General features: G+C 45.9%; 8 protein-coding genes. All 8 read left to right on the top strand.

Annotated elements, in window-relative coordinates:
• The first annotated feature begins 50 nt into the window (after positions 1 to 50).
• Complete coding sequence (locus tag KOE27_RS09630; RefSeq protein WP_215238680.1) at positions 51 to 371, top strand: STAS domain-containing protein; 321 nt, start codon at positions 51 to 53, stop codon at positions 369 to 371.
• Between the two features lie 11 nt (positions 372 to 382).
• Entirely contained in the window at positions 383 to 802 is a 420-nt protein-coding gene (locus KOE27_RS09625; protein ID WP_215238679.1) for an ATP-binding protein, read from the top strand.
• Between the two features lie 86 nt (positions 803 to 888).
• Positions 889 to 4,047 (top strand): nSTAND1 domain-containing NTPase, encoded by a 3,159-nt coding sequence (locus KOE27_RS09620; RefSeq protein WP_215238678.1) that lies wholly within the window; start codon positions 889 to 891, stop codon positions 4,045 to 4,047.
• Entirely contained in the window at positions 4,044 to 6,686 is a 2,643-nt protein-coding gene (locus KOE27_RS09615) for a TonB-dependent receptor plug domain-containing protein (protein ID WP_215238677.1), read from the top strand. The genes KOE27_RS09620 and KOE27_RS09615 overlap by 4 nt, the downstream gene beginning before the upstream one ends.
• A 13-nt stretch (positions 6,687 to 6,699) precedes the next feature.
• Positions 6,700 to 7,293, top strand: coding sequence for a GNAT family N-acetyltransferase (locus KOE27_RS09610; RefSeq protein WP_215238676.1), 594 nt, complete (start codon positions 6,700 to 6,702; stop codon positions 7,291 to 7,293).
• A gap of 7 nt (positions 7,294 to 7,300) precedes the next feature.
• Positions 7,301 to 10,147: an MFS transporter gene (locus KOE27_RS09605; protein WP_215238675.1), complete on the top strand. Its 2,847-nt coding sequence runs from the start codon at positions 7,301 to 7,303 to the stop codon at positions 10,145 to 10,147.
• A 75-nt stretch (positions 10,148 to 10,222) separates the two neighbouring features.
• Positions 10,223 to 13,981, top strand: a complete 3,759-nt coding sequence (locus KOE27_RS09600) for a sensor histidine kinase (RefSeq protein ID WP_215238674.1) — start codon at positions 10,223 to 10,225, stop codon at positions 13,979 to 13,981.
• A 36-nt stretch (positions 13,982 to 14,017) separates the two neighbouring features.
• Positions 14,018 to 14,914: a sensor histidine kinase gene (locus tag KOE27_RS09595; protein WP_215238673.1), complete on the top strand. Its 897-nt coding sequence runs from the start codon at positions 14,018 to 14,020 to the stop codon at positions 14,912 to 14,914.
• Positions 14,915 to 14,927 lie beyond the last annotated feature (13 nt).

The following is a 14,927-nucleotide window of genomic DNA, read 5'->3' as shown; positions in this document are numbered from 1 at the left end:
TGACCTGTAATAAAAGAAATAAGGTTTAAAATCTTTAAAAATATCAGATCATGGCTTTTACAATTGATTCAGTTATCAGCAGTCCGCTTGCCACCCTTACCTTAACGGGGGAGTTGGATTCATTATCAGCACGGGTTTTTCAGACAGAAATTGAAAAAATAGCAAACCAGTCAATCGATACTTTGGTACTTGACATGGAGAACCTTAACTTTATGTCTTCAGCCGGACTACGGGTACTTATTTTTTCAAAGCAAAAAATTGGTCCGCAACTTTCGATCTATATCGTTAAGCCGCAGGAACTGATTGTGGATACACTGGAAAAAACCGGTCTTCACCACAGTGTTACCATAGTTGATCAGTATCCAGCTTAATTTGTTCCAGAATGGAAACAAGAAGTTATCCCGGGGAGGTCGATTCTTTGGATCCTCTTCGGGATTACATCGGTGAGTTGGCTGAAAAGGCAGGCCTGGCAAAGAAAGCTACGTACAGTCTGAAGCTGGCTATTGATGAAATCGCGACGAATATAATTTTATATGGGTATCAGCGGGCCGGTATCAAAGCCGACTATCTCCTGCACAGTGAGATCACCGATGAAGCGCTGACGGTGATTCTGGAAGACGAGGCTCCTCAGTTTGATCCTTTATCCAGAGAACTTCCGGACATGGACGACTTATCCCGTCCGCTGGAAGAAAGGGAAATCGGAGGGTTAGGTATTTACCTGACTGTCAACGGGGTTGACGAATTCTCTTACGAGTATGTGAATGGAAAGAACCGGAATATTTTTAAAATGAAAAGAGCATAATCCTGATCATCAGGATTTGCTCTTTTTCTTATTGTATGTGTGGGTGGGAGTTGGAAAACAGGAACTCCGAAAGTTTTACGTAATATATGGTCGATACAACTACATTTTCTAATCCCTTTCCGGGCCTGAGGAGCTATGAGTACGAAGACCATTCTTTATTTTTTGGTAGAGATTCGCACATCACAGAGCTGAAAAACAAGCTGCTGGATGGACGGTTTCTGGCATTGATAGGGTCTTCCGGAAGTGGGAAGTCATCACTAATTAAAGCAGGGTTGATACCCTCTCTGGAGCGAAGCGGGGAGGATTTAGAGCGGTGGGCTGTGATGGTTTTCCGGCCAGGAGCAAGTCCTGTCCGGAATTTTGTTGCGGCCATGAAGGCTTATCTGAGAAGAGAAGATCATAGCTGGGAATCAAAAGACCTGGCTGCTGTGGAAAGGGATATTATAGCCAATCCCGAGTACATTTTTGAGCTTTTTTCAGTGGTGAAGGACAAAAATATACTTTTGGTAATAGACCAGTTTGAAGAAATATTCAGATATGATTTTTCGAAAAGCTTTGATTTTAAACGTAATACAGAGAATCCTGCCTTTATCAATTTGCTGCTGAGCCTGATCAACCAGCGCAACATGCCGGTTCATGCGGTGATCACGATGCGGTCCGACTACCTCGATCACTGCACCGAGTTTAAAGGACTCACCGAGGCCATCAACAAAGGATACTACCTGCTTCCCAAAATGAACCAGGAGGAAATCATGGAGGTGATCACCAGGCCTGTTGAAACCCTTGGTGCCACTATTGCCCCGGATGTGGTGAGTATGCTGCAGCGGAAAATTGTGGACAACCCCGATTTCTTACCCATTCTTCAGCATGTCCTGATGCGGATGTGGGAGCGGTGGAAAACGACTAAATCATTGGCCACACCCATCAGTCTGGTGGAATATGAGGCGGTGGGTACCATGGATAACTCCATTACAGTACATGCTGAGGAAATATTCACACAAAAGCTTGATGAAAAAAGAAGGCAGGGAGCCGAGAAATTATTCAAAACATTAATTGTTCTGGGGGCCAATGATACCCCGGCGCTTCATCCGACAACATTAAGAGAAATTGTAAAAATTACCGGTATCCCGGATTATTTGCTGATTGACGTGGTACTCGTTTTCCGTGAAAACGGCGTATCCTTTCTCACACCGAGGCCGGGCATTAAGATTGAACCTGAATCCATCATTGATGTATCTGTTGAAAAGATACTAACGCTGTGGAGCCGTTGCCGTTTGTGGATTGAGCAGGAATTGGAATCGGCAAAACTTTACAAACAATTAAGCTATTCGGCCTTTCTGTATCAGGATGGCCGTACCGGTTTATGGGTCAACCCCGAGCTTCAGATGGGCCTTAAATGGCTTAAGGAAAATGAACCTACCCTGGAGTGGGCGCAACGTTATGACCCTTATTTTGAAAGAGCACTTAATTTCCTTGACTATAGCAAAAAACAATACGACCTAGAAGTAAGGCAGAAGGAGGACCGCCAGAAAAGAGAACTCAGGAAAGCACGTACCTTTGCTACCATCCTGGGAGCCAGTTCTTTAATTTCGCTGCTGTTTCTGATTGTGGCACTGGTGCTGCGGACACAGGCACAGCAGAGTGAAAAAAATGCCCAGGAAAAAGCCAACCAGGCTCTTGAGCAAAGAGGACGGGCGGAAGACCAGACTAAAGAAGCAATTTCTCAGCAGAAGATAGCGGAGCAGCAGGGTGTGATTGCTATGCTCCAGAGGGTACTAACGGACAGGCAACGGGAAAAGGCAGAGCTGGCTGAAAAGGATGCGCTGCTTCAGAAAGCACAGGCTGACATTGCCAAAGGAATTGCGGAAAGGCAGAAACTTAAGGCAGACACGGCAACTATACTGGCCAACCAGGCGGCTGCATCTGCACTTGCGGCCAGGAATGACGCCATTGTTCAAAAAAATGAGGCTAACAAGGCACGTACTGAGGCTGAAATTTCGCGAAACGATGCTTTCAGGCAGCGTGCAAAAGCGGTAGCACGTTTTATCGCAATCCAGTCGTTTCAGATGCCTGCCACCGAGGAACTCGCCTCACTGCTGGCGTTACGCGCTTATCAGTTTAATGTAAATAATGGGGGAGAAGCCGAGAATCCCGATGTGTTTAACGCACTTTCCAAAGCAGCGGGTGCCAAGTCTACCTACATCGGACACAATGACATTGTCCGTATTATAACCGAGACAAAGGATAATGCCAATATTCTAGCTACTGCAGGGGACGACGGTGTTGTTAATTTATGGAATTATCTGGTGCCGGGGTCCAGGGCAACTCCGTTACGATACCCAAAACAAACCTTCAAGAGTATCAGGTCTCTGACGTTCATGCCCAATAACAATACGTTGTTTGTAGGTACTTCCAATGGGCAGATTATTCGCTGGGATAAACCTTCCATGGGAAGCTTGCCCACCAAAACGCTGATTGCGCATGACGGTATGGTGCTGCGGCTGCACGTAAGAATGGACCCGGCGGGTCCGAGGCTGATATCCATAAGCTCTGTGGGACAGATCAGGATTTGGGATATTTCCGACAACCGTATGCAGGTGCTGCATAACATTGATCTGGGAATTGATGTGGTGGCGTCAGCGATTTCACCCGATCTTAAATTTATCTACCTGGGGTCAGGAGCAGGGAAAATTGTAGGCCTTGAACTGGATAAACTTACAGGAAAAGCAAAAGAATATGACTTCAACCGGCTCCGTGGAAGGCTTTCAGCGCTGGCTATCTCACCGGACGGCAAAAAGATTTACATGGGTACAAGCTCTGGTACCCTCTATTTTACGGGGATAAAGGATAACTCCGAAATTGTAATAAACGGGCTTTCCGGGATTCAGGGAGGCCATACATCGGGTATCACCAAAATCGCTTTTACCCCCGATGGCAGCCGGATGGCCACTTCTTGTTACGACTGGAAGATCAGGATATGGAATAATACGGAAGACCTTTCCAAACAGCAGCCTGTGGTACTGAACGACTTTGATAACTGGGTCATGGACGTTCGGTTCAGTAACGATGGAAAAAAATTGTTTGCCTGCGGGGCGGATAAAACAGTGCGGATATGGGATATTAATTCCAGGGCATTGTTTGATGAGATCTCTAAAAAAGTGAATCGTGACCTGACCAGCGAGGAGTGGGACAAATACATAGGAAAGGATATTCCTCATGATAAATTATCAATAACAGTACGATGAAAAATACAGGAAAAAGCAGGGGCTGGATGTTCTTCGTATTAGGCTCTTTACTTACCTTTTTTTATGTTCCGGCATTTAGCCAAAACGATTGTGATCCGGCGGTAATCATACCGGAGGCTGACCGCAGGTATCGGTCAGGTAATTTTGATGAGGTATTCGAAATACTCACCCCTTGCCTTAAAACAAGGTTTTCGGTGAATAACCAGGTGCAGGCTTACCGAATTATTGCCCAGACTTACCTTGCCATGGATTCCCTTCCGCAGGCTGCAAAGGCGGTAAGAAGTCTGCTGTCGGCCAACCAGAATTACGAACCCGAATTTTCGACTCTTCCTCAGTTTAAAGATCTGGTAGCGCAGCAAAAGGATCTCATGGACCGTATCATTCAAATCACATCGGTATCTAAAAAGGCTGAAAACCTGTTGCAGGTTCCTGCAACGGTGACCATTCTGACCCATAGCGACATCGTTAAAAGAGGATACAAGGATTTAACCCAAATGCTGAGCGACTTGCCGGGATTTGACGTGATCAGGGGAAACGGACCTTCCTATGTTACCTTTTACCAGCGCGGATACCGGTCTACTTCCAACGACAGGACGATCCTGCTGGTGGACGGAGTGGAAGAAAATGACCTTAACTCAGATAACATCCCGATTTCCCGCCAGTACTCGCTTTCGGATATTGACCGTGTGGAGGTGATCTATGGTCCGGCTTCCACCATGTATGGTGCTAATGCCTTCATGGGGGTTATTAACGTCATTACTAAAAAGCATATGGAAAAGGATATGCCGGAGGGTAAAAAGATAGCGGTTTCTGGAACGGGCCAGCTGAAATACGGTTCGCTGAATACCAAAATCCTGGATGGCGCGCTGACGGTCCGGTCTAAAGACGTGGCGGTCACCTTATCCACCCGCTGGTTTAAGTCAGATGAAATGGATCTTTCAAAATACAGCTCCCTGAACTTTGACTCGAGAACCGTGGCCGATTATCCCAACCAGCAGAACGTTACGGGGGCAACCAACGCGCAAAATTATATCAACACCAACAAGCTTACCACCTTGTTTCCCAACAGCAGCCTGTATCAGATCCAAACCGATGCCAATGGTGCCGCAACAGGTATCAGCCTCACCGATGCCGGAAAACAAAAGGCTGCGGAGCTGGACAACCAGTATCTTTTTGACGCTGAGATCAATGGCCAGAAGGTGGGATATAATGATGTGTCCAAAAATAACATGTTTCGGGTAAAGATAGAATTCAAGGATTTTACGATTTCTCTCATGAACTGGAAAACCGACGAGGGAGCCACGCCCTGGTATACCAATAAGTCAAGAATTGTGACCGAGGATCTTTCCCGCTGGGTCGCCAATAACAAGGCCTTCTCGTTTACCTACAATAAATTTCTGGGTGAAAAGGTGCAGATCGTGAATCTGACATCCTACCGCCTCCATGAGCTGAAAGGTGCTACCAATCTGCCCACGTACCGGGGGTATTACAACGGAAGCTATGGGATTATCGATCTGCTTAACCAGCGAAAACCAACTTATTCGGTACCTTACTGGTACAGGGTTTCCAATCAGCTTCGCAACGAATTCAGGGTACTGTGGACGCCGCTCCCTAAAATGGATATCAACAGCGGTGTGGAGATCAGGAACAGTATTATCCAGGCCAATTACATCACGGCTGGGGTAGAAGATGCAGATGAATTTGGCCGTCCCGATTCAACACTCGCAGGCGGAGATAATTTCCGGGTGTTCGACCTCGGTATTTTCAGCCAGGGAACTTACAACTGGACGGAAAGCCTTAAAATGGTACTGGCGTCGAGGCTCGATTACAACCAGATTCGTACGCACGGAGGTTATGGATTTGTATTCAATCCCCGGCTCAGCCTTGTTTATTCCAAAGGGAAGTTTGTTTTTAAAGGTATTTATGCGGAGGCGTTCAAGGATGCATCCTACCTGCAGAAATATGCCACCACCCGTGAGAGGTTACTCAATAATCCCAATTTACAGCCTGAGCGCGTGAAAAACCTGGAGGGAAGCGTATATGTGAAGCTCTCAAAAAGTTTGTCTTTTAACGTTGCTGGGTATATAGCCAATTACAATAATGCGGTAGGACTTGCTACTGCGGTCACGCCCAATAATGTAACCACCACACAGTTCCAGGCACTTGGCAAACAGCGGATTATCGGTTTGCAGGCGGAGGGGAAATATAATATTAAAAAACTGGATGTTTGGGGTAATTTTACCTATTCCAACCCGCGCGATCTCAGTAAGGTGGAAGGAGAAAAGGTTCCGGTGAGTGACATTGCCCGGTACTCTGCCAATCTTGGTGCTATTTACGAGGTTGTCAAAAACCTTTCGATCAGTGTTACCAATAATTACATAAGCAAGAGAAAGTCGGGTGCGGGAACTTCCGGCAGCAGCAATCCTATAACCAGTTTTGCACCAGTATACCTTCTGAATTCGGCGATAACCTATCAAAACATCTGGAACAAGTTTAGTCTGCAACTTCAGGTATCCAACTTACTGAACAAGGAATATTTTGTACCCGGCATCAGGGCGGCCGAGGGGGTTACCTCTGCCTCCCGTTATCCTCAGGAAAGAAGAGTTTTTTCCTTCGGAATCCTCATCGATACAAATTAGGCATACATCAGTTATGATCAAGACTTTTAAAAACCCTTCGGGAATCAAGAATGGAGAAATGGATCAACGTATTATTATTAACAATCAGGAGTTCTTACTCACAAAATTAGATCATCCTGAAAGGATTGATGAAATGGGCGCTTTGCGCGTGCAGGCCTGGAAAGAAGAAAACGGTATCAGCAAATCGTTCTTTGCAAATGCTACCTGGATTGACGACGACGATGTGAGAGCGCATCACTGGATTATTACGCTGGACGGAATGATTGTGGCGGCTGCCCGCATGAGCTTCCATGATTGTTATGCCACGGTACCCCACTCCGATCTTTTCGATGAAGCTGAGCTTGGCGCTCACAACACGCCTCCTTTTGCATCTTTGAACCGCCTGGTGGTAGCGCCTGAACATAGAGGTAAGGGGTTTTCAGGTTTACTGGACAACGCCAGGATTGCTTTTGCGAAGGAAAGTGGTATCAAGGTCATCATTGCGCAACCCATCGCCTCCCGTATCGAACCACTGGAAAAGTTGGGTTTCAGTTACATAGGTAAAATCAGGCCATTGTATCAGATGCCCGACAGGCAAATTTATTTTATGATAATGGAACTCAGGTAATAGACCCATGGAGAGGCTGGAAAAGATATGGAAATGGCTTAATGTAAAGCACGAAGAACGGGAACTCGTTTTTCTGCTCATTGCCTACTCGTTTTTTATGGGTGGTGCAACGGCTATTTTCTATACAGTGGTTGCCTCCTCATTTCTGGTCAGCTTTGATCGCAGTGTACTCCCCAACGTATACATAGTCGGCGGGGTTTTCCTGTATGCACTGGGGATGTCCGTGGGCAGATTGCAAAAAGTGGTTCCTTACGACCGCCTCGCTGAGTACATGCTGGCTTTCCTGGTAATTACCATTCTGCTGATGCTGGGGGTGTATCACCTCACGGGCAGTATCTGGGTATTTTATGTGCTTTTTATCTGGAACCGTGTTTTTGTACTGGTAAACGGGGTGACTTTCTGGGCGGTTGTTGCAAAGTTGTTCAATATGCAGCAGTCTAAGAGGCTTTCGGGGCTTATCAACAGCGGCGACGTAATTTCTTCGGTGATAGCTTACCTGGCCATTCCAATCGCCATTCACCTGATCGGCACGGAAGCATTGCTTGTTGTAACCGTTGGTTTTCTGATGGTATGCGGAGCCATTATCCGCAGGATACATAACCGGTATATTGTCAAAGGAGAAAATGAAGAAGTTCAGGTGGAAGAGATAAAGCCTATCAGAACCGATCAGCAGCTCAATCCTTCCTATTACCGGAATATATTTCTGCTAGCACTGCTGCCGGTTTTTGCCTTATTTTATGTAGAATATATCTTCTTTACGGAATCGAGGCTTATCTTTCCCGACAAACAGTTACTGGCCAGTTTCCTTGGTTTGTTTTTTGGGATATGTGCCATTTTCGAGCTACTGATCAAGACATTCCTTTACAATTATATTGTACGGAAGTACGGTCTTACGGCTGGTATCCTGATACTCCCCGTCAGTCTGGTCTTTGGTTTTGGGCTGGCAGCTGTTTATGGGCTAACGTATGACACCGCTGCCATATTCTTTGCCTGTATAGCTCTGTCGCGGTTTTTCATGAGTGCCATCCGGAAAGCCATCAGTGACCCGGTGTATCAGGTTTTGTATCAGCCCATTCATTCTTCCATCAGGCTGCAGATTCAGGGCAGGATAGAAGGCCGTGCCAAATCCATAGGTGGATTGGCGGCCGGAATCATTCTGATGATATTTACCTACTGGGTGAAGCTGGACGTCCTCTGGCTCTCCCTGATATTTTTGTTTACGGCACTGGTGTGGACCGTAATTGCTTTTAATGGTCAGGTATCGTACCGGCAGGTGATCCGGGATAAGATTTTTCCGGATAAAAAAAACAAGACTATTACGTCGGGTATTACCAAGTATTTGCCCAGTGTAAAAACATACGATGAGCTGATCGCGCTGGCTGTGTCGTCAAAGGATTCGGATCGGTTAGAAGCCGCTACCGGCTTGGGCAGCTCACTCAGGTTTTTGTCTTTCAGGTATCTCATCCCGCTGATGCAGGATCCCAAACCTCAGGTGCGGGAAGCGGCCATCCACGCTGCCGGTGAAATGAAGCGGCCTGAATTGTGGCCATATCTCTTTGAACAGCTTGATTTTGACAGGTATTCGTCAATAGCGGCCAGCGCATTGGAAAAATCAGGAGCACCTCTCATCAAACAGATCGAAAAATTTTTCCTGAGTGGTACGGAAAGTAAGCTCAGGCAGATACGGCTGCTGAACATTGTTGAAGGGATCGGAGGAGAGGAGGCCATCCGCTTTCTGCGCAGAAACATATTTAATCCCGACCGTTTTATCCGTGAAAAAGTGGTCGACAGTTTGCGGAATCTTGGCTATATGTGTACCCTATCGGAGCAGACTTATCTGGTACAGGAGCTTGACGACCACCTCCGTACCCTGGCCTGGCTGTTGGCAGCTCAGGAGGATTTGTCGGCGGAGTATGACTACGATAGCCAGCTGATTATTAACATAGAAAGGGAGAAAAAGAGGATCGTGCTGAAAGCGTTCACCATTCTCGAAGTCGTTTTCAGTCCTAAATTTAAAGTCATCACATTGCTGAATGATGATGAAGAGGATGATGTAAGGGACTATCTGATCGAGATCTGCGGCCTGATGCTGCCGGAGGATGTGAAGAACAAGCTTCTGCCCGTTCTGGAAAGTGATAACCCAGGAGAGATGCTCGAAAGTTTTCAGGAGATATATCCGCAGGATACACTTTCCGTAGAGGAGCGTCTGAAAGATGTGGTGAACAAAGATTACACCCGGATATCCAGGTGGACCAAATCTGTTGCTATTAAGGAACTTAAGCAATATGACGCTACCAGCACCACTCCCATTCTGGTTGCCAATGCAATGTCGTCGTCCAAAGTAATATCCGAAACATCATTTTATGTGCTCAGGATAGTGAACTATGAACGCTTTAGTTCTTTATATAAAGTAATTGAGAACCAGAAGGATACTTTTCACAAAAAAATAATGGAGCCGCTCGACTGGCTCTCAAGTGAAGAAGATTTGTTGATCTGCAAATTACGAAGGTTGAGAACCATGCCGCAGCTGCAAGACTTGTCCAATGAGGACCTCCAGCGGATTTTGCTCAACTCCAGGTACTTTAAAGTGGAACAGGATGATGTCATTGATCTGAGAAAATCTTGTTCGGGAGAAAATGTGTCGATGCTTGTTACCTATGGCAAACTGGCTTTCTCTAAGAATATTGAGGTAAATGAAGGGCAGATCTGGAATGTGACAGAGCATGTGAGCCTGGGCGTGGTGCTGATACCCAATGTAATACAGGACACTGAATTTTATATTCTTGAATCCTATATTCTTGACGACCTGGGCATCGAAATGTCAGGAAAAGAACTGGTTCTGAGCCAGCAATAAGAAGGGTGTCGACTTTTTAAGTAATTGAATGGCAAAGCTGCTGTGATGATTGATAGTATAAATACAATGAATGAAATGAAAAAGTACGGCCGAAGGATAGGGTACTTCATGCTTTTGCAGTGGTTGCTGCCAAGCCTGACAGCCATGTCACAGGCTATCGTTTATCCCTACCCCGAAGTTGGACACCCACTTTCCCGCGTGTATGAACCATCGGAATATCATGGGCACGGACAGAATTTTTCTGTGGCCCAGGACAAATCCGGGCTGATGTATTTTGCCAATTTTAAAGGAGTGTTGGAGTATGACGGAGTAGATTGGAAGACCATACCTACCAAAAATATCAGGTACGTTTCTTCTCTTCTGCTTGATAAAAAGGGACGTATTCTCGTGGGGGCCAACGGAGAATTCGGGTATCTTAAAGACACCTTGGGAGCAAGGGAATTCATTAGCTTGTCGGCGAAGATCAAGGAAGAGATAAGTCCGATCATTCAGATCATTGAAACCAGCCAAGGGGTATATTTTATTTCCAATACGGCCTATTTTCATTGGGACGGTCGAACTGTAAAAGTGATCCGGAATAAATCAACCACGCAGTCGGCATTTGCCTATAAAGATAAGTTGCTGATAATGAGGGAAAAGTCGGTTACGCTTTGGGACGGCAAAACTTCAAAGCCCGTTCAGCGAGGGCCAGACGTTCCAGACCTGACGAATGTGGTTTCTGTTGTAAAGGTGAATGAAAGTCGCTCGCTGATCGTAACCAGTTTTCAGGGACTGTTTTGGATCGAGAATGAGCGGATTACCAGGGCCGGCGGTAATGCAAGCCAGGTATTCATGGCTCAAAAGGCTACCTACGCCACTTCGTTGAGGGACAACTCTATAGCAGTAGGTATCTCGGACGGAGGTATTATTGTGATATCCAACACCGGGAATTTACTGTATCCTATAGTGTCAGGTGGGGCAATCCGCGACAGCCAGGCGAGTTTTCTATTTACCGACCGGGAGGGAAATTTATGGATGGCGCTTAATGACGGCATCGGAAAAATAAGTATCCCGTCACCAATTTCCCGTTATGACAATGCAAACGGCCTCAAGGGTGAAGTCACTTCTATAGAGCGGTTTCAGGGAAAACTTTACGTAGGAACCCTTTACGGCCTTTTTTACGTGGAGAACAACCGTGTAACACAGGTGAAGGAATTTGTAGGAGGATGCCTCGGGCTTGATACTTCCGGAGACGCACTTGTGGCAGCAACCAACAGCGGGGTTTTCTATTGGACTGGAAAAGGCAGTCCACAGCAGATTACTTCCGACTTTGCACTGAGTATAAAATCATCCAGGATCAGTCCGGGTACCATCTATGTAGGTTTGCAGGATGGCCTCGGCATTGTCAAAAGAAACGGCGGCGGCTGGTCTATTTCCAAGTTGCATACCATTGAACCAGCGGATGAGCGCCCGATACCGATTGTAGGTATCGAGGAAAATGAGGACGGATATGTGTGGCTGGAAACATTTTCTAACGGGATCTTGCGGGTTGATAAAAGCTTCACGTCCTATCGCCAGTATAGCAGGAAAGAGGGGTTGGCCAATCCTTACTATAACAAACTGAGTTTTTATAATGGTAATTTGCTGGTAACCAACAAAGATGGATTGTTTACATACCGGAGCGCGCAGGACAGGTTTGAGCCCTATAACTTTCTGGTGAAAGAGAAGGTATGGTTTGACAGGATCATGCCCGACAGCCGGGGGGATATATGGGCCACGCGGGGGGATAAAAAAATGCTGACTTTCTACCGCAAAAATGGTACGGATAAAAATGGTTTTGATAAAATTGAAACGCCGTTGATGCCCATTTCGCAGCTTTCCTTTGAAACCATCCTTCCTGAAAATGATCAGGTTACCTGGGTGGGGGGGGAGCAGGGGCTCTACCGGATTGACCTAAAGGTTAGCAGCCAGATCTCGAGCCAATATCCAGTTCTGTTGCGAGAGGTGAGTACTACAAGCGGCAAAATTTCTGAAACCAACAGTGCCGCTTCTGACACAACGTTTAATGGCTATGGGAAGATCATGCTCCGGCCCGATGAAAACAGTATTTCCGTTGTGTATGCGCTACCCAGTTTTTTTCTGAATCAGGAAATTCAGTATCAGGTATATCTTGAGAATTATGACAAAAAATGGTCCGATTGGTCCAGTGTTACCAGAAGGGATTACAGCGGCTTACCACCTGGTAATTATAATTTCAGGGTAAGGGCAAAAGACGTTTACAACCAACTTTCCAAAGAGGCCAACCTGAGCTTCACGATCCTGACGCCCTGGTATCTGAAATGGTACATGTATGTGCTTTATGCCGTGGTGTTGGCGTTAGCCGTTTATTATTCGGTAAAGTGGAGGCTGGGTGTGATCTTAAAAGAAAAACAGGGCCTTGAAAGAATGATCCGGGAGCGTACGGAGGAGGTGGTGAGCCAGAAAGAGGAGCTTGAAAAGCAGTCTGAGGAGCTTGCCTCCACGAACGACCAGCTGGAGAGAATTGATGAATTTGTGAAGTCGATCAATAGCGAGGTCAATACCAAACGACTGTTTCAGCTGGTACTGGACCGGTTATGTCAGTTTCAGAATGTGGACAGTGCCTCTGCTCTGACGTACAATAAGGCCACGGATAATTATCAGTTCATTGCTTTGTCGGGCCGTGTTAGTATTGAAGATGTAGAACATGTAAGCTTCACGTACGAACAAGCCGAACAGCGTTATATGGATGGAGGCCGCGAGGTGTATGAAGATATCTTTCTGAAAAACAAGTTCAGGCATGAAAACATAAACAATCTGATCGATGATTTTTTTGCACCCAAATCCCTGATAACCATTCTGATCAGGGTAGAAGGAAGTGTGAAAAGTTTTATCACACTGGAAAATGCCGATCATGAAAATGCATTTGGGCAACGTGATTTTAACATTGTAAAAAACCTTAAGGAGCACCTCATCGGGGCTTACATCAAGACAAACATTCTTGAAAACCTGGAATTTACACTCACTAACCTTAAGTCAACACAGGAAGAACTCATCCGGCAGGAACGTCTGGCCTCCGTGGGCCAGCTTACCAAGGGTATTGTGGACCGGATACTTAATCCGCTGAACTATATCAATAATTTCTCTCAGTCGTCGGTATCGCTGGTGGACGAAATTGACGAAGTTACCCAGAAGAATATAGAAGGATACAGTGAGGACGACCGGGACGATGTAGAAAGCGGGATGAGTATGCTCAAGAAAAATCTTGAGAAGATTTTTGAACATGGAAACAGTACCACGCGTATCGTAAAAGATATGCAGAAATTGCTGAAAGGTAAATCGACCGAATTTTTTGCGACCGATCTGAATCCATTCCTGGAGAGCAAGGTAAAGTCGGCATTACAAGAGGTGCAGGCAGAAAATAAAAGCACCGAAACCATCCGGCTGAAGTTTGAAATAGGCGATTCTGTTAAGGTAAATTTGCTGCCCTACGAATTTTCTCAGGTGATTACCAACCTGATCAGCAACGCTTGTTACACGGTGCTTGAAAAGAAAAAATTAATAAAAGATTTCGTACCGGAAATAAAAATAGGTACGGAAATGGTAGACGGTGGAATAAAAATAACCGTGCGCGACAACGGAAAGGGGATACCTCTGAAAGAAACTGAGCAATTGTTCAATCCGTTTTTTACGACCAAGCCAACTTCCAAAGGGACAGGCCTGGGGCTTTTTATGAGCAAGGATATAATTGAATATCACAAAGGAAGGATGACCGCTAATTCAAAGGAAAATGAATATACCGAAATTGAGATTTTCCTGCCAACTATTAGTCAATAGATATAACTCACGAACAAACGGAACCTTAATAAACACATGGATTTAGAAATACATACACAACCCGATGCCCAGGACGACGGTGTTCCCGTCCAAAGGAGTATGGAACAGCTCCACGATGAATTGGATGCCTACCAGCAGAAAGTACAGGGCCTCAGCAAGCTTGCCGACATAGGGCAGTTGAGTGCCGGAATTCTGCATGAAATTAAGAACCCGGTTAGTTTTGTCAATAATTTTTCTAGGCTGTCGCAGGGGCTGATAGAAGAATTGGAGGAAATCATGGAAAAACCAACGGCAGAACTCACTGAGGACGACATGGCCGACGGCAAGGATCTCGTGAAAATGATCTCTGAAAATCTGAAAAAGATCAACGATAACGGAAAGAGAATTGAGCGTATCATCCAGGGAATGCTGGCGCAAACCCGGAATGACGGACCCTATTTTGAGCCAACGGACCTGAACCAGATGCTGGAAGAATTCAGCAAGCTCGCATACCAGGGTGTGCGTGGTGACGACAAGGAGTTCAACGTGAGCCTGCGCTACCACTTGGATCCTGAGGTAAAGGATGTGGTTTTGTCCCGTGGCGAATTTAGTCGTGTGATTCTGAACCTGGTGAATAACGCCTGTTATGCAGTGAACGAAAAAAGAAAACAGGACATAGCCGGTTATGACCCGCTGATTGAGATATTCAGCAAAAAAGTGGGTGACAGCTTCGAAATACGGATACGCGACAATGGCATTGGTATCCGGGAGGAGGTGGTATCCAAGTTGTTTGAACCTTTTTTTACCACCAAACCTCAGGGAAAGGGAACTGGCCTTGGACTGGCTCTTACGTACAGCAGCATTGTGGATACCCACAAAGGAACTATTCAGGTAAGCTCTACATTAGGGGAGGTCACAGAATTTGTGATTGTGATCCCGGCAATTAATAAATAATCAGAAAACTCAA

It is taken from the genome of Dyadobacter sp. CECT 9275 (assembly GCF_907164905.1).
In the GTDB taxonomy this organism is placed as follows: domain Bacteria; phylum Bacteroidota; class Bacteroidia; order Cytophagales; family Spirosomataceae; genus Dyadobacter; species Dyadobacter helix.
The sequence above is the reverse complement of the archived record's forward strand: the minus strand, read 5'-3'. Positions and strand labels throughout refer to the sequence as shown.

What these genes read in the sequence shown, in the direction of transcription:
- KOE27_RS09605 (WP_215238675.1), top strand. Translation starts at nt 7,301, where the DNA reads ATGGAGAGGCTGGAAAAGATATGGAAATGGCTTAATGTAAAGCACGAA.
- KOE27_RS09600 (WP_215238674.1), top strand. Translation starts at nt 10,223, where the DNA reads ATGAAAAAGTACGGCCGAAGGATAGGGTACTTCATGCTTTTGCAGTGG.
- KOE27_RS09620 (WP_215238678.1), top strand. Translation starts at nt 889, where the DNA reads ATGGTCGATACAACTACATTTTCTAATCCCTTTCCGGGCCTGAGGAGC.
- KOE27_RS09595 (WP_215238673.1), top strand. Translation starts at nt 14,018, where the DNA reads ATGGATTTAGAAATACATACACAACCCGATGCCCAGGACGACGGTGTT.
- KOE27_RS09630 (WP_215238680.1), top strand. Translation starts at nt 51, where the DNA reads ATGGCTTTTACAATTGATTCAGTTATCAGCAGTCCGCTTGCCACCCTT.
- KOE27_RS09610 (WP_215238676.1), top strand. Translation starts at nt 6,700, where the DNA reads ATGATCAAGACTTTTAAAAACCCTTCGGGAATCAAGAATGGAGAAATG.
- KOE27_RS09625 (WP_215238679.1), top strand. Translation starts at nt 383, where the DNA reads ATGGAAACAAGAAGTTATCCCGGGGAGGTCGATTCTTTGGATCCTCTT.
- KOE27_RS09615 (WP_215238677.1), top strand. Translation starts at nt 4,044, where the DNA reads ATGAAAAATACAGGAAAAAGCAGGGGCTGGATGTTCTTCGTATTAGGC.